This is a genomic window from Flavobacterium olei (genome assembly GCF_039749035.1).
GTDB classification, from domain to species: Bacteria; Bacteroidota; Bacteroidia; order Flavobacteriales; family Flavobacteriaceae; genus Flavobacterium; species Flavobacterium olei.
Window position 1 is genome coordinate 197,217 of record NZ_JBDKWC010000006.1, and the last position, 24,063, is coordinate 221,279.

Consider the following 24,063-nt stretch of genomic DNA (forward strand, 5'->3'; position numbering starts at 1 on the left):
ATGACGAATACGAAAGAATTAAGTGTTGAGGACAAGTTAAGAGCAATATACGATTTACAGCTTATTGACTCTAGAATTGACGAAATCAGAAACGTTAGAGGAGAACTTCCTTTAGAGGTTGAAGATTTGGAAGATGAAGTTGCGGGCTTAAGCACACGTTCAGAGAAACTGAAAAGTGAACTTGAAGTAATTGAGGAGCAAATCAAAGCAAAGAAAAATGCTATTGACGAGCATAAAGAGGTGATCAAAAAATACACTAAACAACAAGAATCTGTTCGTAATAACAGAGAATTTAATTCTTTGACAAAAGAGGTTGAATTTCAGGAATTAGAAATTCAATTGGCTGAAAAGCAAATCAAAGAAATGAAAGCTTCTATCGAGCACAAAAAAGAAGTTATTTCTAATCTAAAAGAAAAACTTGATGGAAAAAGCTCTCATTTAAAACATAAAAAATCTGAATTGGATGCAATTATGGCTGAAACTCAAAAGGAAGAATTATTCCTTACTGAGAAATCTGCTGAGTTCTCTGCACAAATCGAAGACAGATTATTAGCTGCTTATACAAGAATCAGAACTAGTGTTCGTAACGGATTGGCTGTGGTTTCTATCGAAAGAGGAGCTTCTGCAGGATCTTTCTTCACGATTCCACCACAAACACAGGTTGAAATTGCTTCAAGAAAAAAAATCATCACTGATGAGCATTCAGGAAGAATTTTAGTTGACAGTGCTTTAGCAGAAGAAGAAAAAGAAAAAATGGAACAATTGTTCACAAAATTCTAAATATCAAGTCCCGATTTAATCGGGACTTTTTTATTATCACTTTTGCCACGAATTCACTAATTACACTAATTTTTATTTTACTTCTTATTAGAATAAAAATTCGTGCTAAATTTGTGTGATTCGTGGCAAATCTTTTAAAAGCATATCTATATTAAAAATTTAAGTTTTGAGAATTAAAAAAGGAATTCGTTTCATTACATTAAAATCAGTTGGGTCTTATATCAACTTTCTGAGTTATGTTCGTCCGCAAAAAGCAATGGAACTCTCCTACGCACTTTTTAGCCAGCCCAGAATTGGACGGCTGCAAAAAGAAACACTTCCAAAAATTTTACAAAATACAGAGACCGAAACTTTTCATCATGATGATCATCACTTTCAAACGTACATCTGGAAAGGAAACGAAACTAAAATCTTATTGGTTCATGGTTGGGAAAGTAATGCATCACGCTGGAAAAAAACATTGCCTCATCTTCAAAAATCAGGAAGTACCATTATTGCATTGGATGCGCCGGCCCACGGTCAGAGCAGTGGAAAAGAATTTAATGTCCCGTTGTATGCAGAGTTTATTAATAAAGCCGTAGAAAAATACCAGCCCGAAATTATTATCGGACATTCTATAGGCGGCGCAGCCTGCATTTATCATCAGCATTTGTTTCCAGATACCAGTATCAAAAAAATGGTAATTTTAGGAGCGCCATCAGATTTAAAAACTTTGATTGACAATTATATCTCAATGCTGAGTCTGAATACTAAAATGTTTTCCCTCTTAGAAAGCAAATTTCTCGATCGGTTCAATTTTAAACTGGAAGATTTTTCAGGACAAAAATTTGCTTCCGGATTTAATGTCCCTGGATTTATCGCGCACGACACATCAGATAAAATCGTTGCATTTGCCGAAGGAAAAAAGATTGCCAGTAACTGGAAAAACAGTCAGTTTATTGAAACTACCGGTTTGGGACACGGAATGCATGACGATGACTTGTACCAGAAAGTGATTGAGTTTTTGTTTTCTGAAGGTTCAAAGTAACAGAGGTACAAAGGTTCAGAGATTCTGGGATTAGTCAAATTTTCTTTCATTCTCAGAAGTCTAAAATGTCTAAACAACAATCTTAAAATACTTTCTGGAAGATCAAGAAAGTATCCGTAATGGCGAATCTAGAAATGCATAGATATGCTCAATCTAAAAGCAGAAATAAAATTTTTAAAAATTATCATTTGAGAATTGCAGATGCAAAACGAGACTTCGGAATGTTTGAACGCTAAGAAGCTTCAAGCGACAGTGCAGATTTTCACGAATGTAAAATCTGAAATCTGAAGTCTAAAATACATTTTTTGACTACTTTTGCAGTATGGAAGAAAATTTAAAACGTCTGAATAAATTTATTGGCGAAACAGGCTACTGTTCACGCCGTGAAGCTGATAAATTGATTGAAGAAGGACGCGTAACATTAAATGGTGCCGTGGCTGAAATGGGAACTAAGGTTTCCGCTGCTGATGAAATACGCATAGACGGTAAATTAATTGTTGAAAAAAACGAAAAATTGATTTATCTGGCTTTCAATAAACCGGTTGGAATTGAATGTACAACCAATCTTGAAGTCCGAAATAATATTGTAGATTATATTAATTATCCAAAACGTATTTTCCCGATTGGGAGACTGGATAAAGCCAGTGAAGGATTGATTTTTATGACCAATGACGGTGATATTGTCAATAAAATTCTTCGTGCCAGAAACAATCACGAAAAAGAATATACCGTTACGGTGAACAAACCTATTACAGAACGTTTTATCCAGCGAATGGGAAATGGAGTTCCGATTTTGGATACCGTTACCAAAAAGTGTAAAGTAGAACAAATAAGTAAATTTACTTTTAAAATCATTTTAACGCAGGGATTGAACCGCCAGATTAGAAGAATGGCTGAATATTTAGGTTATGAAGTTACAGCGCTTAAACGTATCAGAATCATTAATATCTCTTTGGATGTTCCGGTTGGACGATATCGTGATTTAACAGATGATGAGATTAAAGAGTTAAATCAATTAATTGAACCATCGAGTAAAACGGAAGAAGCCAGTTTTCCAAAAGTTGAAACTCAGGCTCCAAAACCAACTCCGACAAGAAGAAATGCTTTTATTTCTAAACACGATCCGCGATTTAAGAAAAGAGGCGATAATTAAAAAATATAAAATCCCATTCACTTTAAAAATGAATGGGATTTTTTGATTTATTTCTTTTTGTCCAAAAACTCATAATACAAAGCTTTAGACAAGAAACTTTCATTCTGATAATTAGAAATCATTTGCTCTCTCGAACTTTCCTGATAATTTCCGTTCAGATGATTTGTTTTAAAATAGGCACGCCTTGTTTCGTCATTAAAGTTTAACCCGCTTAAAAAGACCGGCTCTACTCCTTTCTTTACAGAAATATTATAGTTGGTGATTAAACTTCCCCAGTTTACATAGCTGCACAAAAGAACTGTCGCATAAAAATACCAAATCATCTGATTGAAAAGAAAGGCATTTGTTTTCTGTCTTCTTATTTTTTGGAACGAAACCATTAATCCGATAATAGCCAAAAGCAGAAAAGCATAGACGCCCAGTCTTTTATATGTCAAACCATAAAATGATACATATTCTGAATTTTTAATTATAGCACTTATAATCAAAATCACATTGAGGGAAATCCAGACTTTAGCCAGTTTCTTTAGTGAACCGGCTTTTTCATCAAAATTAAAGCCGCCTTTAAAATAAAACAGAATTACTCCAACTGCCATCAGAATAGAAAAAATAACAGCATTAACACGTTCGTGTGTATCCGAACTCAGATTTGCTTTTTCTACTACCTCAAAAAACTGCTCATAATTATAGGTTCCGATAAAAACCAGCAACATAATATTTAATAAAAACAAGGTTATTTCGCCACTTTTTCTCTCAAATTCGAGATCTAAAAATGAAAATGTACTTTGATTTCTGATTTCAGAAACGTTTGTAAAATCATTATTCAATTTTGAATTGTATGGATAACAAACATCCGGAACCCAGTAATTCCAAAAGCTGAAGGAAATATAAAATCCTAAAATGCACATGGCAATTAACTGATAGAATTTAATATCCAGCTGATAATCTGTAAATATAGAGGAGAAATGATCGCTCCCGAAGGAATACACTATAAAAAATAGCCCCAGAAAAACGACGGGAATAATTACAAAAGCAACGAGCTTTTTAGCAAAATCGTTGTGAATTTTTCTTTCCGGCAGCCATTGACTAAAGATAAATATCCGACCTAGAGAAGTAATGCCGTTTAAGAAGATCAGCGGAAAAACCTGTATCATTTTCAGTTGTCCGTCCTGGGTTTTAAATTGCAAAAACAGTATGGATAATGCCAAAGAAAAAAAAGATGCAGCATCGCCATACCACGCAAAAGCAAAGCAGGACAATATGGATGTCACGACCAATACAAGATGTGAGCGGTCTACAAACTTTTCCTGAAAGAAATAACTAATTAGCAGCGTTAGTACTACGCCAAAAACAGAAAGATTGATTCCGACAGATTCGTTGTAAAAAAGCAGTATGAAAATTAAACTGCAAGCTAGGATAATTTGGTGTTTTTTCATTGTCTTAAGGTTTAAAAGTACTTTGTAATTCAAAGTTTTTGGATAAAAAAATAGTATATTAGGATTTCATTAATTTTTCAAGATAGGACAAATGTTCTTTAAATGCGGCACGCCCCAGATCTGTTACCTGATAGGATGTTTTTGGTTTTTTGCCTACAAATTCTTTTTTAACTTCGATATATGCGGCTTTTTCAAGCGCCGAGGAATGACTTGCTAAATTACCATCGGTGATATTTAAAAGCGTCTTCATCTCGGTAAAATCTACCCAGTCGTTAACCATCAGAACAGACATAATTCCTAGTCTGACCCGGCTTTCAAAATCCTTATTTAGTTTATCAATAATTCCCATTGGGTTATTTGTATTTTTTGAACATTACTAATCCGTATACGATATGTAAGATACCAAATCCTAAGATCCAGAACAACAAACCATAACCGATGTAGAAAAGGGAAATACATCCTAAAATTAGTTCAGAAAAACCTAAATATTTTATATCTGAAAAAGTATACTTTTCAGCATTTATTAATGCAAGTCCGTAAAATATTAAGGTTGATGGGGCTACCAAACCAAAATATCCGTGGTAGATTAAAGCCAGACAAAATATACCTCCGGCAATAAGCGGCAAAGCAAGATTGAACAACATCTTTTTTGTAGCCGAAGTCCAGATGGGTAAATTGTATTTTTTGCTTTTTCGGATGGTAAAAAAAATGCCGAACAGAAAGGCTGAGATTAGGATTATGATTCCGATCCAAAATAATTCTGAAACTAAATTTGCCGAATATAATCTATGCTCATCTTGTAGATAATCCATCCCGTTTGACTTGAACAACTGGTACACATAGATTCCGCCAATTAAAGCTGAAAGACCAGCGAAAACTCCTGAAAGTCCGCTTAATGATATAAATCGTGAAGAGCGCTCCATCATGGAACGAATATGTGCTAAATCTTCTTGGTGCTTTTGATTCATAATTAAAGTACTTTGCAGTACAAAGTTATTATTTATTTTGGATTGACAAATTAAAATCTGGTTTTTTTTCAAAATAGTTTATTGTAAAGAAACGCAGGGATTTTTCGTAGTCCAGAAGCCTGTGGACGCAAAGGTTTTTTCTTTGTGATATTTAGCTGTGCAATAGCTGCAATTTTTTTATCAATGATCTTCTAAAAGGTGTGTCCCATTTACTGAAATTTAATGCTTTTATAAAAATATAATCATGAATTTCATATTGAAAACGGATAGCGTGAGGGATAGGAGCAAGCTACCGAAGTAGCGTGGATAGCCCGACCTTGTTATGGCAAGCGGGCGAATGAGCGCAAAGTGTTTTGCCCGCTTGCCATAACAAGGTCACGCCCCAATAATAAAACGAAAAGCCTTTCTAACGAAAAAGCTTTTGAATTATTTTTGATTTATGTTTAAAACCATCTTCTGCGTTTGAATAATAAAACCCCGAAAACAGAAAGAAGTATAGAAACGAATAATACTACCCAGATTCCGTATTTGCTTTCTTCTAAACCGTTTGGTACGTTCATGCCGTACAAACTGGCAATTAATGTCGGAATCATTAATATGATTGAAATGGAAGTCATTTGCTTCATGATGTTGTTCATATTATTGGAGATTACAGAGGCGTATGCGTCCATCATCCCGGTTAGGATGTTGCTGTAAATATTGGCGGTATCTTGTGCCTGATTGAGTTCGATTTCGACATCTTCCAGTAATTCTGAATCGTAACTGGCTTTGTGCGCTTTTAGATTTTTTATTCGTTGAAATAAAACATCATTTGCTTTTAAGGAAGTGATAAAAAAGACAAAACATTTTTCGATTTGAAGCAAAGCCTGCAATTCTTCATTTTTGATTGATTTCTCTAAATTATCTTCGGCCAGTTTGATTTTTTGGTTAATTTGTTTCAGATATTTTAAATACCAGACACTTGAGGACAAAAGCAGTCTCAAAACTAAATTTAAATTGTCTTCGATTATGATGTTTTTACGTTGTGAGTATTGTACAAAATCAGGGATTATTTCTGTGGTGTCAAAAGTAATGCTGACGCAGATATCGTCTTTGAAAATGACTCCGAGCGGAACGGTATGAAAGGGGATTTTGATATCGTTACTTTTTACAGGAATACGCATGATGATAAGCGTCCAGCCGTCTTCGATTTCGATACGCGGTCTTTCGTCGATATCTTCGATGTCATTATAAAAAGCTTCGGGAACTTGCAGTTCTTCGAGTAAATATATTTTTTCTGCTTCGGTTGGAGCTTCGATATGAATCCAGCAGTCTGAAGTCCATTTTGGGATTTCTACTAATCCGTTGTTATTGGTGTAAAAGGCTTTCATTTCAAAAATACAGGTTTATTGCAGCATTTTAAAATTCAGAAGCTGCTTTAATTTAATACTAACGAATAATAATAATCGTCCATTTGGAGAAGTGTTTTTAAGGTGCTGCAAAAGTATCCTTTATTTTTAGAAGAAGAAAGTTTAAAGTATTAATAATATATTAAAGTACCGCTTTGCTTGGTTTTTAAGCAGGCTGAATGCTCATATTATTTTTGCAAAGGTATTTTACCTGTATCAGTTATGTGTGAAGAAATGAGTTTCATTTTTTGTCTTTTATTCAAATACTTGAAATCTATATTGCTATGGGTTCAAAAAATTTAGCGCATAAAAAAACCTGTTCAATGGAACAGGTTTTTAAAATATATTTTAAGGTCACAATTATTTGTTTTGTGCGCTTCTCATTTTGCGTGCTAAAAGTGTATTTTTTAACAGCATTGCGATTGTCATAGGTCCTACTCCACCCGGAACCGGAGTAATGAATGAGGCTTTTTTGCTTACTCCGTCAAAATCAACGTCACCTTTTATTACGTACCCTTTTGAGTTTGATGCATCGTCTACTCTGGTAATTCCAACATCGATGATTACAACTCCGTCTTTTACCATATCGGCTTTTAAAAATTCCGGAACTCCTAATGCTGTAATGATGATATCGGCATTTTTAGTAAATTCTGCTAAGTTCTTAGTACGGCTGTGCGTTAATGTAACTGTGGAATCTCCCGGATTTCCTTTGCGGCTCATTAAAATACTCATCGGACGTCCTACAATATGACTTCTTCCTATAACTACGGTATGCTTTCCTGAAGTTTCTACTTTATAGCGTTCCAGCAATTCCATAATTCCGAATGGCGTAGCGGGAATAAACGTTTCCATTTCTAAGGCCATTCTTCCAAAGTTTGTCGGATGAAAACCATCAACATCCTTAACCGGATCTATTGCTAAAAGTATTTTTTCTTCGTTAATATGTTTTGGCAATGGCAACTGAACGATGTATCCGTCCAGATTATCATCTTCGTTTAATTCTTTTATTTTTGCGAGTAATTCTTCTTCGGTAATGGTTTCCGGTAAAGCTACTAAAGTTGAATCGAAGCCAATTTGCTGGCAGGATTTTACTTTACTTCCTACGTAAGTTAAACTTGCTCCATTGTTTCCCACTAAAACGGCTGCTAAATGAGGTACTTTTCCTCCAGCATCTTTTATGGACTGAACTTCGGCTGCAATTTCGTTTTTAATGTCGTCAGATGTTTTTTTACCGTCTAATATTTGCATTGTCGTTGTGTTTCTGGTTTAAATTTATTTTGTTTCAGGTTTCATGTTTCACGTTGAAAACGAAACGCAATTTATTTATCGAAAAAAGTTTCAAATTTCAGTCTCTTAACCTGAAACCTGAAACTTGAAACTTTTATTATTTTTATTTTGGCATTCCCGGCATTCCGCCCGGCATTCCTTTCATACCGCCCATCATTTTCATCAGGTTTTTTCCGCCCGGTCCCTGCATCATTTTCATCATCTTGCTCATTTGGTCAAACTGCTTCATTAGCTGGTTTACCTGCTCGACTTTTGTTCCTGAACCTTTTGCAATTCTGGCTTTTCTTTTTACGTCGATAATTGCCGGTTTACTTCTTTCTCCCGGAGTCATCGAATAAATAATCGCTTCGATATGTTTGAAAGCATCATCTTCAATCTCCACATCTTTCATAGCTTTAGAAGCACCTGGAATCATTCCGACAAGGTCTTTCATATTACCCATTTTTTTCACCTGCTGAATCTGCGTTAAAAAGTCATCAAAACCAAATTCGTTTTTAGCAATCTTCTTTTGCAGTTTTCTTGCTTCTTCTTCGTCAAATTGCTCCTGCGCTCTTTCAACAAGAGACACAACGTCTCCCATTCCCAAGATACGCTCTGCCATACGTTCCGGATAGAAAACATCAATTGCTTCCATTTTTTCTCCGGTACCTACAAATTTAATTGGCTTGTTTACAATTGATTTGATCGAAAGGGCAGCTCCACCACGTGTATCACCATCTAACTTCGTTAAAATAACTCCGTCAAAATTTAAGATATCGTTGAATGCTTTTGCTGTGTTTACTGCGTCTTGTCCTGTCATAGAATCGACAACGAACAAAGTTTCCTGTGGCTCAATTGCTTTGTGTACACGCGCAATCTCGTCCATCATTTCCTGATCTACTGCCAAACGACCTGCTGTATCGACGATAACCACATTAAAACCGTTTGCTTTTGCATGCTTAATTGCGTTTTGAGCAATTTCTACAGGATTTTTATTCTCTGGCTCTGAGTATACCTCAACACCAATTTGATCTCCTACAACATGTAACTGGTTGATCGCCGCAGGACGGTAAATATCACACGCTACTAAGAGTGGTTTTTTATTTTTCTTTGTTTTTAAGAAGTTGGCTAATTTTCCTGAGAAAGTTGTTTTACCCGAACCTTGTAAACCGGACATTAAAATTACTGTCGGGTTTCCTGAAAGATTTACACCGGCAACATCTCCTCCCATTAATTCAGTAAGTTCGTCTTTAACTAACTTTACTAATAATTGTCCTGGCTGAAGTGTTGTCAATACATCCTGACCTATCGCCTTTTCTTTTACTTTTGCCGTAAAATCTTTAGCAATTTTAAAGTTAACATCGGCATCAAGCAACGCACGACGAACTTCTTTTAAGGTATCGGCAACGTTTACTTCTGTAATTTTACCGTGTCCTTTTAATATATGGAACGCTTTATCTAACTTATCACTTAAATTATCAAACATATCATTTTCTTTATTAGAAGTGCAAAGATAATCTAATTAGATATTTCAGGCAATTTTTATTTTTAAGGTTAATAGCTGCAAAGACACAAAGTTTTTTTTCAGCCACGAAGGCGCTAAGGCACAAAGCTTTTTTCGCCACGAAATGCACTAATTTCTCTAATTATTTTTCTCCCGCAGATTTAGCAGATAAAGCTGATTTTATTATTGAAAAAAAATCTCGCAGAGGCGCTAAGGCGCAAAGTTATTTCACGCAGATTTAAAATGATTAAAGCAGATTATGCAGATTTCTATTTTTATATAATCAAAAAATTAAATCTGCTAAAATCTGCCGAATCTGCGTGAAACAAAAACTCAAAATAAATCTGCTAAATCTGCGAGAGAAAAAAAACTTTGTGCTTTAGCGCCTTCGCAGCAACAAAAAAAGCGCAAGAAGAAAAAACCTCTGCGCCTTTGTAGCTCTGAACCTTTCTACCTATGACTAAAACTGAAAGTAAATAAACGGCTGAGAACCGGCTACCGCTGTTGCGTAAACTATCCAATATACAAATCCTAAAATTATGGCTTTTATTAATAAAGGTGTTTTATCAAAAACAGATTTCATTCCTGTTGTAAATGATTCTGGTAAGAAATGCCAAACATAACCAAACAGCATTAAACCAAATACATTTTTATAACCTAAAACTATTGTTTTCCAAAGTTCCGGCTCAAATGTTAACTGACCGATAGTGTTGATTACCTGTAAAGCGGTTTCAAAATCTCTGGCTCGGAAGAAAATCCAGCAAAAAACCACAAAATGAAATGTAATCAGAATGGAGAAAAATCGCCATAGAAAATTTGGACTTTTATCTTTTTTGGAAGGAAAGAATTCCATGAAAATTTTATGAACTGCCAATGCCAATCCGTGAAGCGCTCCCCAAACAATGAACTGTGCTCCTGCTCCATGCCATAATCCGCCCAAAAGCATGGTAGTAAAGAGATTAAAATTGGTTACTAAAGTCTGTTTTCTTTTACTGGAAAGTAAAAATGATAAACAGAAAAGTAAAATACTTGCAAAAGCTACGATTAACGGAATTATACTGGTTGTATAATTTGCCATACCCCAGAGTAATAATCCGAAGAAAAATAAACTTGGAAATAAATATCCGGCAAAAGATCCCGATCTGTTTCCTCCAATGGAAATGTATAGAAAGTCTTTTAACCAGGTGGAAAGCGAAATATGCCATCTTCTCCAAAAATCGGTAATAGAGGTAGATTTATAAGGCGTTCTAAAATTTTCGGGTAATTTAAATCCTAACAATAATGCGATACCAATTGCCATATCTGAATATCCGGAAAAATCACAATAAATTTGTATTGCATATCCGTAAGAAGCCATCAGATTTTCAAAAGAGGTGTAGCTCAGCGGCGTATCAAAAACACGATCGACAAAATTTACCGAGATGTAATTGGAGATTACGGTTTTCTTTATTAATCCGCCAATTATTAAAAACAAAGCATTGTTTACATCTTGTTTCGTTAAATTTAATTTTTGATAAATCTGCGGAAGAAAATCTTTTGCGCGTACAATTGGACCGGCAACCAACTGTGGAAAAAACGAAACAAAGAATAAATATTCGATGTAGTTTTTTGTGGGTTTTATTTCTTCACGGTATATCTCAATAATATAACTCATGGACTGAAAAGTATAGAACGAAATTCCGACCGGAAGAAATACATTGTGTAATGCGAAATTACCGCTAAACATGTCATTATAAGTTACAATCAAAAAGTTCATGTACTTGAAATAGCCTAAAAGTGCTAAATTCAAAATAACACTAATTACCAAATATACCTTCTTTACGCTATCACGTCTTTCTCTGTAAATAATCTGGCTTAAACCATAATCGACAACAGAGGAAAGTAGTAGTAAAAGAAAATAAATGCCGCTTGATTTATAATAAAAGAAAAGCGAAAAAAGAATAACATAGGTTAATCTCAAATAAAATGTCTTGCGTAAAAAACCATATACAAAATAGAAAACCAGAAATAAGCCCAGGAATAATCCGGTATTAAACAAAAGTTTTTCGTCGGGATTGTAAACAAACCAACTTTCTGCTTTTTCTGTTGTAATGGCACCAAAATTTTCAATAAACCAGTTATTGATGCTTTCAATTGTTATCAATGTGATCTTTATTTTTTATAATTATAGTATGCTTTTTCTAAAGCTTCACTAAACATTTTACCTTGTTTTTCGTATCCTTTTTTAGAATAATGTACCCAGTCGGATCCAATTAATCCCTGAACTTTTAATTGTTGAATACCGCTCATTCCGCCAAATTCATCGTATAAATCCCAAACAGCAAAACCGTCTTTTTTAGCGATTTCAATTATATCTTTGGTATAATCCTGAATATAAGTGTTCGGTTTTCTTCTTAATAATGAAGGAGGCGGCGTCATGACAATTATGGAAGCCTCTATTTTTTGTGCTTTTATATTGCTGATAAATTCTCTTAATTCCTGAATGTACTTTCCGGATTCCAGTTTATCATAACTTTCATTTGTGCCGAGCGAAAAAACCAACAAATCAGGATGAAGCGATTTTAACTGCTCAAAAAACAATGGATATTTATTATAATCTGAAAATTTGGCTCCATTTACCCCAATTCCGCTGTAAATTAATCCGGGTGAATCTTTTTCTAAAATCAATCCGTTTAACTCAAAATTGGAAGCCTTTTTATTCGGAATCAAAAAAATCCGGTTTAAAGCATTTTCTGAATTATAATAATGTGAAAAAGAATCGGACTGCATATCCAGAGATACAAACTCAGACATCGAAATGGTTTTTGCTCTGGTTTCGTTTGTCGCAATTTTTAAAGTTCTGCCTGCTCTAATAGCATTTGACTTTAAACGATTGTCTCTTTTGATTTCAGCAATCGAGACATTGTATTTGTCTGCAATACTGCCCAATACCTCACCTTTCTTAATTTTATGCGTAATGACTTTTCTTTCTGTTGTCTGAATGGAATTGATTTTAGAAGAAATAGCCAGATCAAACATATCCTGATTCTGAGGCGTTATAATTTTGATTGTATTGAATTTATATGCCGGATCTTTTACATTCATTTCGACTACAAATCCTCCCGTGTCCCTCCAAAGTCCAATACCGGTCAAACCAACTGGATTACTTTTAAAGGGATGAATGTTTCGATAACTTCCCCAGGTTCTGTTGGATTTAAAGCGCTCATTGTAAGATCCGTTTGTTTTTGCCAGCTGGTAAGGAAAAACCAAACCTCTTCCTGCGTTTCCGAATTGACTCTGCAAACGTTTTCTGATTTCATTTGTCATTAAATCTCCCTGAATGTGGGAATCTCCAATATGGACAATATTGATCTTTTGATTTTTCTGATTTTCATTCTCTTTTAATTTCTTAAAAAAGCCTTCTAACACTTTCGCATTATAAATGGGATCATCAGAAGAAATCTCACTTGCAGCAGTATCTACTTTTTGAATCATATTTTTTGAAGTTACATGAGAATCTGTTTTGGGCGTCTTGTCATTTGTTGAGAAAAAAAGACAACAAAAGAAAATAATGATTTTATTTATCATAGGCTGTCGTTTGTTACTGAGACGGAATCGGCCTTAGTCTTTCTGGCCGCTTTTCTTTTAATTGCATCAGCATCTCTTTTTTCCCTAAGCACTTTATACTCTTCGTAACCTTTATTTAATTGTCCGTATAATAAATTCCCAATTGCCTTTGCACCACGCTGATTAAAATGAGTGTAATCTTTATTGGCTTTTGCAGGAACTTCTTCTACCCATTTAATCATCGATCCGTCGCCACCCATGAGTGTATATAAATTTACGAATCCAGATTGGGTTTCAAGGGCATAATGTTTTTGTGCCTTCATTAAAGGAACAACTGCCGAATCGGTTTTCATTTCCAAATCATATTTGGTGGATTTGTCTGCTGTAGAAACAATTAAAATAGAAACTCCCGGGAACGATTCTTTAATTTTATTCACCGTTTTTGTCATTCCTTTTTCGTACCAGGAATAGTTCTTTGTTCCGTAATTTAAAACATTGGTACCGTAATGGAGTATTACTAAATCGTATTTCAGATTAGTATTAAAAGCTTTCATCACCTCAGCATTAAACATCGAAATAGGCAGTCCGGAATTTCCTCTCTGCGAGAAGTTATCTACGTGAACACCGCTTCCATTATCAAAATTAAATCCGTAAATCGGAATCGAATCAGCCTGCACAAAATTAGCTTTAAATGCTTTTAAACTTCCGGAGGAAACTTTTAAGGTATTGACTAAATTATTCGGTGACAACGTTTTTCTTAACGTATCTTTTCCGATAATAAAGTTCACTTTTCCTGTTTTAGAAGCACGTCCATAAAACAAAGTCGGATTGTCTAATGTTGTAGAATATTTATTCAATCCTGCCTCGTATTGAACCCAGGTAGTATTGGTTTTATCATTTGCAAAAAACACATGGCCGTTTACGCCAAAAGGGCTTGTAGGTCTTTTGACATTCAGGTACGATTGTGCTTTCCAATTTTTAGAATACGTTGATTTTACAGATCCACGGGAAGCTGCAGACTCAGAACTGATCGAAACAAAGCCCACTCCGTTTCCGCCAAAACGCTCCTGATAGTTCATTCGAACATCCTGCACAATTAAATCTCCGTCGGTCATGGAATCTCCGTAGTAAGCAATTCTAACCTTATTCTGCGGATTTTTTTCTAACTGATACAATCTTTCATAAAAATGAATGAGATATTGATACCCTTTGTAAGTCTCAAAAGTTTCAGCGGGAAATTCAATTCCTTCTGTTTCATCAAAGACAATTTTTTGTTTATTGAGTGCTCTTTCGCTTGCCGCCAGACTGTCGTTATCGACCGCTAAAGAGTCTTCGGCAACAGATTCTAAAAGCAGACTGTCTATCAGTATATTTTTAGAATCGAGTTTACTCTCAGGAAATATTTTGTCCGGCAGGATTTGCTTAAACCCAATAAAAGCTACGAGTGCCAAAGCCACAATAGCAAAAGACTGAAAAAAATAAGATTTTGTATTCACTTAATAATTATAATAATTTGAAGAACTGCAAACAAAAACTAAACCAATTAAAATCACGGTTAATTTACTGCAGAAAAAACTTGTGCAAAGATAGAATAACATTTTGTTTCTCTTTCATTTTAACAAGAAAGTAGATAAAAAAAAGAGGCTAGACGAATCTAACCTCTTAATCAAAAAAAAAATAAAAAAAACAAAGCTAATGATTAACTAAATTTTGAATGCGTTGCATTGCATTTGAGAATGAAATAATCTTATTGTTTTGGATTTTCATCTAAGATTTAATTTAAAATTGCATACTCCAAAGTTACATTTCCTCTTTCTCCTGCAGCGTTTACCATTGTAAGGAATTTAACTTTATAATAATTTCCTGCAGCATCTTTAATAATATAAAAACGATCTGTTCTAATACTTGGCAAAGTTGTTGGTCCACCACCATTTCTCCAGTTTGCACCGATTATTCTTTGATCTGTTGCTGAAGCAGTAAAGTTTGCTACAGCAACATCTGCTTTAGTAAAAGCCTCATACGTTTTTTCCGTAGTTAGTACCTGATAAGCCTGAGTTCCACCTTTCATATTAGTAACAATAAAATCTGAATATCCGTAAGTTACTTCAGTTCCCGTGTTCAGGTAATTTGTAAATGTGGTAAAGTTTAGATCCCATTTTGCCTTTTGCGGCTCAACAGAGACAGTGTTTCCTGTAGTTAGGGAGAAGAATGTAAAATTAAAATCAGCATCTTTAGAAACTGTTTTTTCAGTAAAAGTTGTAGAAGCTAAATCTGCATATTGAATTTTGTATCCATTTCCACTTCTCAAAATTCTTACTTTTTTCCACCCTCTTGCCTCTCCGTCAACAATCACAGAACCTACTGTTGGTTTTGAAGTAGAAACTGCATTTCCTAAATTTACTAAGTAAACTTTGTTGTCTGCATCTGTTGCAGAAATCTCAGCAATCGCAGTTCCGATTCCTAAACCAGCACCCGCTAATACTCCGGTTGGATTATCAACGAATCCATTTGAAGCTGCCGTTGTGCCCGCACCAACAGTCACATTAGCATCGCTTTCCTGTACAAGTGTAATATCTGAAGTGGCTAATTTTTTAACTGCCATTTTAAGCGAACCATTAATTACTACTCTAAAGTCTGCCCCGCCGGAAAAACCAAAGTCCCAAGAAGCTCTGTTTACAGATTTAGATTCTCCGGTACTTAAATCTAAGTACAATTGATTTGGCTGATTTCCTCCTCCGACAGAAGCTGGAATTGTTGCCCCTACAGAAGGTATTTCAACTGCTGTATCGTCGTCACTGGAACATGCTCCAAGTGTTAATAATGCGAATGATAGAAATAGAATTGTCTTTTTCATGGTAATAAATATTTATTTAAAGATTAAGATTATAGGTTAATTTTATAAAATAAGAACGCCCGTAAGCCAGCATCATCTCTGATGAACCAGCATGCCCTGCAGTCTGATTTGTATTGGTTTGCCTAACATTTGTGACATTGCAAATGTTTCTGGCTCCGATGGTAGCTTCTAATTGATTTTTGAAAAACCCCTGACGAACTGAAGCATCCAGCCAATGACTGGGATCAACCTCAGATAAAACATAAGAGGAAGATCCTTCAATATATTGTTGAGTTTTGCCGTTGTATTTGTAGAAGGCAGAAAAAATGGTATTCCACTTTGGAAGCTGGTATGAAAAACTACTATTAATATTAAAAGAATAGAGATATTTATTGTCTGAAGCAAAAACCAGATTTTCTATTTTTCTGGAAACGCCAATAAGAGCAGCGCCAAGATTAAAATTCAGTTTGCCAATCATAAACTGATTCATTGTAGAAAAATTCCACATTCTATATTTACTAATATTGATGTATTGATATTCCGGATTTCCTGTATCAGGGTTAAACCTTACCAGAGCCATATCAATTCGGTCATTTACATCTAAGAAGCTTCCTGCAAATGTGCTTGAAGTTTTGAAGTCTGAACTAATCGAAAATGATTTTTTAAGACTCGCCTCATAAGAAGTACTTGTCTCCGGAATAAGATTTTCATTACCGGTAAAAAAGTGACCATCAAAAATCTGCTTAGTATAAAGCTCATCAAAAGTTGGTGTTCTAAATGAAGTTCCGTAAGAACCGCGCAACTCATAATCGCCATCAAATGAATATTTTAAATTTAGAGAAGAGGCATACTGATCTTTAAATTGCGATTGAGCTGAAAAACGCAAACCCGGTCGTACAGAAAATCGTGATGTTGCCATAATTTCCGAAGAGGCAAAAAAATCATAATTTTCTAATGTTTTTCGAACAGGAGAATACATATTATTTCCTTCCTGAACCAATGCAAAACCCTGATTGTTTGCAAACTCATAACCAATCTGTAAATCGATCTTTTTACTGGAAAAAAAATTACTTAAAGTTCCTGTAGAATAAAGAACCTCCATTGACTGATCTTTCACAGTCGTATTATTCGCTTCGGTCTTAGTGTAGAGATAATACCAGAAATCCTCCACATTTCGTTCTTGTTTCTGATGTGAAAGCGAAACACTATAGTTTAATCGGGCAAACATTTTGCCAGAAGCATTTAGATTATGGAAATATCTGTTGGTTAAGTATCTCTTGTCATTAGCATAACGATAAGAACCCAAAGAAGCAGTATAACCAGACTGAACTGTTGTATTATAATAATCAGCATCTTCATCCAGATATTCGAATTTATAGAATATTCTAAAATTATTTTTGCTGTATGAAATTAAAGCATTACCATTTAATTGTTCTTTTGGAAGCCATCTGTAACCTCTTGTTTGATCATTTTCGAAATAATCTTTCCCGTTTTTATCATCCAAAAAACCTTGAAAATCATTGCGGTTAGCTCCAATACTTACAAACCAATTGCCATCTATTGTATGAGCGGCTCTTAAAGATTGGATATGACGACCTTTATCAAATAGAGCATACTCATCTTTTACCGTTTCTTCCTGAACAGAAGCTGTTATATTCCATTTATATGGAGAAGATTTTTTTGTAATTATGTTTAAAACTCCACTCACTGCATTCGCACCATAAATTACGCCCATTGAACCTTCTACGATTTCAATTCTTTCTACATCGTTCAAATTAATTTGTGACAAATCTGTGTTATTCCCAAGACCTCCTTCATTTACTAAGGGCACATTATCAACCAGAATTTTAAAATACTGAGCATCTAATCCAAATAAAGAAACAGTGGAGCGACCACTTGTTCCACTTGGTCTAACGGTAATATTTAAGTATTGATTTAGCACATCTGATAAATTATTCGCCGCCAGATTCTGAATGTCTTTGCTGGAAATCACCCGAACATTAAAAACAGATTTTTTAATAGATTGAGGTTCAAATTGTCCTGTAACCACAACTTCTGATAATTTTTCAGCCGATTTAATTGTATCTCTCTGCTGTGCAAAAGAACAGGTTGAAATTAGCAAGCCGGCAAACAAGGTATTTTTTATTTTCATTATTTTTATTCAGTCTTAATAACAAGGCAAATATATAACTATTTTTAATTATTCTAAATAAAATTTATATATTTGCCGAAATTTAAAACAAACAATAAGTTATGATTTCAAAAAGCCTTTTTTTGTCAGCCGCAATGGCTTTAACATGTGGTCTTGGATTTAGTCAGGACAAGAAACAACAAGACATAAAGTCGATTAAGTCAATGTGTGGTTGTTATGAAGTGAAATTTAATTTTACTGAAACATTTTCATATCCAAAAGATACTCTGACTTATAAGCCATCTGAAACAAAACACGAGTCTGCTTTAGAATGGGTAGAATTACTGGAAGATACTCCCAACAAAATTGTAATGCAGCATTTACTGATTGTAAGTGATGATATGATTATCAAACACTGGAGACAAGACTGGTTATATGAAAACACAGATTTATATTCTTTTGATAAAGGAACTTCGTGGAAATACAAAAAGTTAGACAAGAAAGCTGTTAAAGGCCAATGGACTCAAAAAGTATATCAGGTAGATGACAGTCCAAGATATGAAGGATCTTCAACCTGGGTTCACGTTGACGGAAAAGATTATTGGGCAAATGTTGCCGATGCTCCATTACCAAGAAGAGAGCAGACAAAACGTAATGATTATAATGTTTTAAAGAGAAGAAACATTCATGAAATTACAGCTACAGGATGGAATCACGAACAAGATAATGACAAATTGATTCGCGACGATTCTGGTAAAGATGTATTGTTAGCACAGGAAAAAGGATTTGACGTCTATACTAAAGTTCCGGACATTAAATGTCAGGCCGCTCAAAAATGGTGGGTTGCTAATAATGCATTATGGAAAAATGTCCGTGATAAATGGCAAACCTTATTTGACAGAAACAAAGATTTAAACTTAGAAGCCAAGGTAGACCGTAAAGCACTTTATTCTCTATTGTTTGATTTAAAGCCAGATACTGCAAAAGCAGAAACAGATAAAATCATTGACAAGTTTGTTAAGTAATTAGAATTAGTTGTTATGAAAAAGCCGGAAGTTTTAGACTTCCGGCTTTTTGTTTTGATCATGGTTTATTCAACATTATTTATCTTGTACCACCTGCCCACCATACTTTTTCTTTGTAAACATATGTACCATCTCCAAATGCTTCTTTAACATTCTTATTAGCAGAAACATCAGAATTCCCATAAGGTAATCTTAATGGAAACTTTGTGGAATTAAGAGGATTTGCCAACTGTATTGGGTGTGCCGCCGAAGATCCATACATTGCCAATAAGCGTCTGTAGTCATTATACGCCTCTGCACATTCGTTTTCGTAAAAAGCTAAGTATTTTTGTACAGCAATTTCTTTTAATAGATCCGCATTAGTCAAAATATTTAACCCCGCGACATAGGACGCAGCATCGGTATTTGAAAAATTAGTTGATTCATTTTTATTAAAAGCTGCAGTTACTGCTGCAGTTAAATTAGCTGTATTTGTAAAAGAATTAGATTTTCTTGCTTCTGCTTCTGCTTTTATGAATAATAATTCATGATAACTCAACATATATATGGGATTAGTCGCATCAAGCAAAGCTGAGTAAGAATAATTTTGACTTTGTGGACTAACTCCATTTACAAAAAATTCATTTGTAAAAGGTGCGCCGGTTGTTTTTTGAATTTTTTCAAAATAGCCCTGAGCACGCGGATCATTTGGTCTTGAAACTAATTTATCATGCAAACTTTTACTCGCAAATAAATATCCTCTGTCATTATCCAATTGGTAATAAGGATTTGGAATACCGTCATTTTTTGTCTTAAATTCATCATTATTGTTAGTAAAAGATTTACTTACATAAGCCAGAACCTTATCGTAATCAGGAGTAACGAAAGAAAGACGCAAAGTATAGCGGGCCAATAATCCATTAGCTGCCTTTATCCATTTAGTTTTATTTCCTGCGTAAATTATATCCTGAGCTCCTAAAAGTGGATAAGAAGATGTCTTTTCAAGGTTATTTATGGCTTCACCCAAAGTTGTAAAAATAATTTTATAGAGATCTTCCTGGCGATCCAATTTAGGTGTAAATATTATTCCAGGCTTAAAAGCCTCTGAAAAAGGGACATCTCCATACATATCTGTTAGTAATGCTAAATTGTATGCATATAAGACTTGTGCAATTCCTAATGTAGTATAATTACCCTTTTCCTCACCATTTGTACATTTCTCAATAATCAACTTCAGATTATACATTGTTTGATATTGATTGTTCCAGGAATTGTTAAAAGTGGTTTGATTTTGAGGTTCTCCATTTCTGGTTTCTGCATTATACATTTGACCAAACCCACCTGCATTTAACTCTACATAAATACCTGAATAAAATGAAATATCTGAACCTGTATTGCTAAATGCTGTACTTGTCATCGCATCAGTGATTGCAAAACGAGTTGGAACATCTAGTGGGTTATTTACGTTTTTATTGACATCGTCCATTTTATCTTCTGAACAAGAATTGAATGTTATTGACATAATCAATAAAAGCAAAATGATTTTATATTTTTCCATAATTTAAATTATTAATTAATTGTGAAATTCATTCCAACGCCTATACTAGTAGTTTGTGGAATAGATAACCTTTCAAAACCTCCCGCAATATTATTATTCCCTTGTGATGATTCAGGATCCAAATTTGGGATTTTAGAGGATAGCAAAATGTTTCTTGCAAATGCAGAAACACGCATGTTGAATCCTTTTGAAAACTGTGGAACAGTATATCCTAATGAAATTTCCCTTATTTTCACGAAAGAAGCATCATATACAGCTGTTTCTGCAATGTTCGAATATCTCGTATAAGTATCTTGTTTTGTAGCAGCTTTTGTGTTTACTTCTCCAGATGTAGTCACTCCTTTTTGAACTAATAATTCATCACGGTTTCCTGTCTTAGTGCTTAATCCATAAGTATCTAACAATGAATTTGTTCCACTATACATTTTTCCTCCGTTTTTCCAATCAAAAGTAGCGGCCAGGGTGATTTTTTTGTATCTAAAAGAGGTTGTCCCACCTAAATTGAATTTTGGAGCCACTTCACCAAGTGATTTAGTTTCACCAGCTATTGCCAATCCACTATCGTCAACTAAAACATTTCCTTTATCATCTCTGGCGAATGCCGTACCATAAATTACAGGGAAACGTTCTCCAATACTAGCTCTGATTTGAGGTGTAACAAATCCACCTAAAAAAATATTTGGCACTCCTTCTTTTAATTCATCAACAAAATTGTCTATTTGGGTGTAGTTTACAGATATAGTCCAATCAAAATTAGTAGATCTCACTGGTGTTATACCTAAAACTAGTTCATGACTGTTTGTATGAATTTTTCCTCCATTCATAACCAAAGTTGCGGCTCCTGTTGATCCCGCTAAGGGAACTTGAAAAATTTGGTCTACAACATTTTGTTTTGAGAATGTATATTCTAAACTGATAAGATCTTTAAAGAATCTAAACTCGCCACCTACTTCATAAGATCTTGTATTTTGAGGTTTTAAGTTTGGATCGTACATTATATTATTTGGAATGTATGAGTTAACACTTGCAATAGGATAACTTACTGGAGCATTTGACCAAAAACCACCACCGTAATTTGGAACCGAATAGTAATTAGCATAATAATTTCCGGCTTGTCCCACTTCAGCCCATGACCCTCTTAATTTAGCAAAAGACAATACTGAATTTCCTTTTAAAGCTTCTAATTCAGTTAAGACAACCCCTAATGATATTGAAGGGTATACAAAGGAACGATTGTTTCTTGGCATGGAAGAAACTATATCATTTCGTATAGTACCTCCTAAAAAAATGAAGTTCTTGTATGAAATATTTATATTTCCAAATAAACCGAAGGTTCTGTTTTTAGTAATATTATCTGTGGCAATAGTTTGCTGAGCATTAGCTAAATTAGCCCAACCACCAAAATTAAGATCATTACCGATCATTTCATATGTCTTTTCATATTTATCATTGATTTCATTACCAACTAAAGCGGTTAAATTTAAATCTTCTGAAATTTTATATTCATAATTGGCAGTAAGTAATGAATTTACAGTTCGAGATGAAATTCCATAAATATTTAGATGTCCTTCTGTAGTCTGTTTATTTCCATATTCTTCGATATCTCTATAATTAGTTGTGTAAATATCCGCACCAAGTTGGTAGCGGAATGTTATTTTATGTTTATTATCCATCGAAATACTTGGCGTAAATTCAATATAACTATTCCCATAAAAACGATCCGTTTGCTCGTCAAATATATTATGGGCTGCTGCCCAATAAGGATTGTTAAATCCTGTTGGCCTGTAATAAATCTGCTTATATGGATCTGTTGGACTTTCAAATCCATTTCCTTTTAAATTGTAACTAACCGGACTTGCAAATGCACCTGCAACCGATGAGTCATTTGCGCTGGTCGCTTTTTGAATTTTAGTATTTACATAATTACCCACAAAACCAGTTCTCCAGTCATCTCCCAATTTAGTGCTGAAAGAAGCTTTTGCATTATAGCGTGTAAGTCCAGTTTCAGGTATAAAACCATCCTGATTAGAAGATCCTAAACTAAATGCATAATTGCTTTTATCATTTGCCTGCGTAATACTTAACGAATTATTTACAGTTATTCCAGTTTTAAAAAAATCACCAAAATTATCATAAACTTTAGGAGAGACCCACGGATCTAGACCTGCTGTAGCTCTTTGTGGAACATAATATTTGCCAGCATGAGATGTTATATTTCCACCATTCAAAGCGTTAGGAACATTACCTCCGTAAGTTGGACTATCCGGTAAATCAGAAATTTTAGGGCCCCACGATAATGAGTTTGTAGGATTATAAACAGCATTTGTTCCCTGAGCATACTCATTTTGGAAATCAATTTTTCTGGAAATATTGTCAGCAGTAACTGAGCTACTAAAATTTATAGTAGGCTTTCCATTTTTAGAAGCTCCCTTGCCACTTTTTGTAGTTATTACTATAACTCCATTTGAAGCTCTAAGTCCATAAATTGCTGATGCAGCCTGTCCTTTTAAGATGTTGATAGATTCAATGTCATTCGGATCAATATCTACCGCTCTGTTTGCACTATCGGATCCTGAAACACTATTCCCTGTTGTATAGTCAGCCATTGATGCTATTGGCATCCCATCAATAACATATAAAGGTGTATTATTTCCCGTAAATGAACGAGCACCACGAATTACAATTTGAGAAGAAGCTCCCGGAGCCCCACTCGAGGGTGTTATATTTACTCCAGCTAACTTTCCCTGAAGAGCACCAGAAAGACTATTATTATTTCCTTTAGTTAATTCTGCAGATTTAATCTCCTGAGTAGCATATCCTAATGCTTTTTTCTCTTTTTTAATTCCCATTGCTGTAACAACAACAATTTCTTTTAATTCTTCCCCTTCCTCCTTCATTTTAAGATTAAAAACTGTACCTGATGTAACAGTCAAATTTAAATCTTTCATACCAACGTAAGAAAAAACCAAAACATCTCCTGTTTTCGCTTTAATACTATACTTGCCGTCCAAATCGGTTTGCACTCCTGATTTTGTACCTTTCACCACTACATTCGCTCCCGGAATAGGACCATTTCCATCTGATACAATCCCTGAGATTGATCGATTCTGAGCATAAAATATTTGCGTTGTTAAAGCAAATACCACTGCTAATATCAGTTTAATTTTTTTTCTCATCTATAGCTATTTTAATTTAGGGGCGCAACTTAAATAATTAAATTATTTTTAACAAGATTTTAAATACATTTAACATTAATATTTGTAAGATTAAATTTATTATTTAAATCTTTGAAATAAAAAAACCGCCTTTAAAGACGGTTTTCTACCCTATATTATTTTTACTAAAAGCTTACTAATTCAAAATAGTTAAAACGTATATCAGAGATTTTTTTTAAGTTTTATGTTTTTTTGTCTGATTATCCTCACAACAATAAATCTGAGGCAAAAATAGAATTGAATTAAATTTAAAA

Annotated in this window: 17 protein-coding genes; 4 read left to right on the forward strand and 13 right to left on the reverse strand. The window is 34.3% G+C overall.

From position 1 onward, the window contains the following. From ABEB31_RS16835 to rluF, 3 genes are all read left to right on the forward strand, one after another. Complete coding sequence (locus tag ABEB31_RS16835; RefSeq protein WP_347052818.1) at nt 1–780, forward strand: zinc ribbon domain-containing protein; 780 nt, start codon at nt 1–3, stop codon at nt 778–780. A gap of 166 nt (nt 781–946) precedes the next feature. Then, on the forward strand, nt 947–1,807 hold the full coding sequence (locus tag ABEB31_RS16840; RefSeq protein ID WP_347052819.1) for an alpha/beta fold hydrolase: 861 nt from the start codon (nt 947–949) through the stop codon (nt 1,805–1,807). 322 nt (nt 1,808–2,129) lie between these two features. Further along, entirely contained in the window at nt 2,130–2,960 is an 831-nt protein-coding gene (rluF, locus tag ABEB31_RS16845; RefSeq protein ID WP_347052820.1) for a 23S rRNA pseudouridine(2604) synthase RluF, read from the forward strand. Between the two features lie 47 nt (nt 2,961–3,007). Here the strand turns inward: rluF and ABEB31_RS16850 are convergent, their stop codons facing one another. The 11 genes from ABEB31_RS16850 to ABEB31_RS16900 all read right to left on the reverse strand — a co-directional run bounded on the left by ABEB31_RS16850 (nt 3,008) and on the right by ABEB31_RS16900 (nt 18,053). Further along, nucleotides 3,008–4,396: a DUF4153 domain-containing protein gene (locus tag ABEB31_RS16850; protein WP_347052821.1), complete on the reverse strand. Its 1,389-nt coding sequence runs from the start codon at nt 4,394–4,396 to the stop codon at nt 3,008–3,010. 58 nt (nt 4,397–4,454) lie between these two features. Continuing rightward, the gene (locus ABEB31_RS16855) at nt 4,455–4,745 is read right to left on the reverse strand and encodes a winged helix-turn-helix domain-containing protein (RefSeq protein WP_229354810.1); all 291 of its coding nucleotides are present in this window, start codon (nt 4,743–4,745) and stop codon (nt 4,455–4,457) included. A 4-nt stretch (nt 4,746–4,749) separates the two neighbouring features. Then, entirely contained in the window at nt 4,750–5,364 is a 615-nt protein-coding gene (locus ABEB31_RS16860) for a hypothetical protein (protein WP_347052822.1), read from the reverse strand. A 443-nt stretch (nt 5,365–5,807) separates the two neighbouring features. Beyond that, entirely contained in the window at nt 5,808–6,734 is a 927-nt protein-coding gene (locus ABEB31_RS16865) for a magnesium transporter CorA family protein (RefSeq protein WP_347052823.1), read from the reverse strand. 378 nt (nt 6,735–7,112) lie between these two features. After that, nucleotides 7,113–8,000, reverse strand: a complete 888-nt coding sequence (locus tag ABEB31_RS16870; RefSeq protein ID WP_347052824.1) for a bifunctional 5,10-methylenetetrahydrofolate dehydrogenase/5,10-methenyltetrahydrofolate cyclohydrolase — start codon at nt 7,998–8,000, stop codon at nt 7,113–7,115. 142 nt (nt 8,001–8,142) lie between these two features. Further along, nucleotides 8,143–9,504 carry a signal recognition particle protein gene (gene ffh / locus ABEB31_RS16875; protein WP_347052825.1) on the reverse strand — a complete coding sequence of 454 codons (1,362 nt, stop codon included), beginning with the start codon at nt 9,502–9,504 and terminating at the stop codon, nt 8,143–8,145. Nucleotides 9,505–9,982: 478 nt separating this feature from the next. Then, nucleotides 9,983–11,665, reverse strand: a complete 1,683-nt coding sequence (locus ABEB31_RS16880; protein ID WP_347052826.1) for an MBOAT family O-acyltransferase — start codon at nt 11,663–11,665, stop codon at nt 9,983–9,985. Between the two features lie 8 nt (nt 11,666–11,673). Further along, nucleotides 11,674–12,996 (reverse strand): GDSL-type esterase/lipase family protein, encoded by a 1,323-nt coding sequence (locus ABEB31_RS16885; RefSeq protein ID WP_347052827.1) that lies wholly within the window; start codon nt 12,994–12,996, stop codon nt 11,674–11,676. A gap of 89 nt (nt 12,997–13,085) precedes the next feature. Beyond that, complete coding sequence (locus ABEB31_RS16890) at nt 13,086–14,564, reverse strand: SGNH/GDSL hydrolase family protein (RefSeq protein WP_347052828.1); 1,479 nt, start codon at nt 14,562–14,564, stop codon at nt 13,086–13,088. Between the two features lie 278 nt (nt 14,565–14,842). Then, on the reverse strand, nt 14,843–15,922 hold the full coding sequence (locus tag ABEB31_RS16895; RefSeq protein ID WP_347052829.1) for an HmuY family protein: 1,080 nt from the start codon (nt 15,920–15,922) through the stop codon (nt 14,843–14,845). Nucleotides 15,923–15,938: 16 nt separating this feature from the next. Next, nucleotides 15,939–18,053 (reverse strand): TonB-dependent receptor plug domain-containing protein, encoded by a 2,115-nt coding sequence (locus tag ABEB31_RS16900; RefSeq protein ID WP_347052830.1) that lies wholly within the window; start codon nt 18,051–18,053, stop codon nt 15,939–15,941. A gap of 101 nt (nt 18,054–18,154) precedes the next feature. Here ABEB31_RS16900 and ABEB31_RS16905 point away from each other — a divergent pair, with 101 nt between their 5' ends. Further along, the gene (locus ABEB31_RS16905) at nt 18,155–19,057 is read left to right on the forward strand and encodes a DUF6607 family protein (protein ID WP_347052831.1); all 903 of its coding nucleotides are present in this window, start codon (nt 18,155–18,157) and stop codon (nt 19,055–19,057) included. Between the two features lie 79 nt (nt 19,058–19,136). On the opposite strand, the gene ABEB31_RS16910 is transcribed toward ABEB31_RS16905, so the two are convergent. Beyond that, nucleotides 19,137–20,594 carry a SusD/RagB family nutrient-binding outer membrane lipoprotein gene (locus ABEB31_RS16910; RefSeq protein WP_347052832.1) on the reverse strand — a complete coding sequence of 486 codons (1,458 nt, stop codon included), beginning with the start codon at nt 20,592–20,594 and terminating at the stop codon, nt 19,137–19,139. Between the two features lie 11 nt (nt 20,595–20,605). Continuing rightward, entirely contained in the window at nt 20,606–23,770 is a 3,165-nt protein-coding gene (locus tag ABEB31_RS16915; RefSeq protein WP_347052833.1) for a SusC/RagA family TonB-linked outer membrane protein, read from the reverse strand. Nucleotides 23,771–24,063 lie beyond the last annotated feature (293 nt).

Coding starts and splice junctions, on each gene's coding strand:
- ABEB31_RS16870 (WP_347052824.1), bottom strand. CDS start 8,000: ATGCAAATATTAGACGGTAAAAAAACATCTGACGACATTAAAAACGAA.
- ABEB31_RS16855 (WP_229354810.1), bottom strand. CDS start 4,745: ATGGGAATTATTGATAAACTAAATAAGGATTTTGAAAGCCGGGTCAGA.
- ABEB31_RS16885 (WP_347052827.1), bottom strand. CDS start 12,996: ATGATTCAAAAAGTAGATACTGCTGCAAGTGAGATTTCTTCTGATGAT.
- ABEB31_RS16910 (WP_347052832.1), bottom strand. CDS start 20,594: ATGGAAAAATATAAAATCATTTTGCTTTTATTGATTATGTCAATAACA.
- ABEB31_RS16860 (WP_347052822.1), bottom strand. CDS start 5,364: ATGAATCAAAAGCACCAAGAAGATTTAGCACATATTCGTTCCATGATG.
- ABEB31_RS16900 (WP_347052830.1), bottom strand. CDS start 18,053: ATGAAAATAAAAAATACCTTGTTTGCCGGCTTGCTAATTTCAACCTGT.
- ffh (WP_347052825.1), bottom strand. CDS start 9,504: ATGTTTGATAATTTAAGTGATAAGTTAGATAAAGCGTTCCATATATTA.
- ABEB31_RS16895 (WP_347052829.1), bottom strand. CDS start 15,922: ATGAAAAAGACAATTCTATTTCTATCATTCGCATTATTAACACTTGGA.
- ABEB31_RS16905 (WP_347052831.1), top strand. CDS start 18,155: ATGATTTCAAAAAGCCTTTTTTTGTCAGCCGCAATGGCTTTAACATGT.
- rluF (WP_347052820.1), top strand. CDS start 2,130: ATGGAAGAAAATTTAAAACGTCTGAATAAATTTATTGGCGAAACAGGC.
- ABEB31_RS16865 (WP_347052823.1), bottom strand. CDS start 6,734: ATGAAAGCCTTTTACACCAATAACAACGGATTAGTAGAAATCCCAAAA.
- ABEB31_RS16915 (WP_347052833.1), bottom strand. CDS start 23,770: ATGAGAAAAAAAATTAAACTGATATTAGCAGTGGTATTTGCTTTAACA.
- ABEB31_RS16850 (WP_347052821.1), bottom strand. CDS start 4,396: ATGAAAAAACACCAAATTATCCTAGCTTGCAGTTTAATTTTCATACTG.
- ABEB31_RS16835 (WP_347052818.1), top strand. CDS start 1: ATGACGAATACGAAAGAATTAAGTGTTGAGGACAAGTTAAGAGCAATA.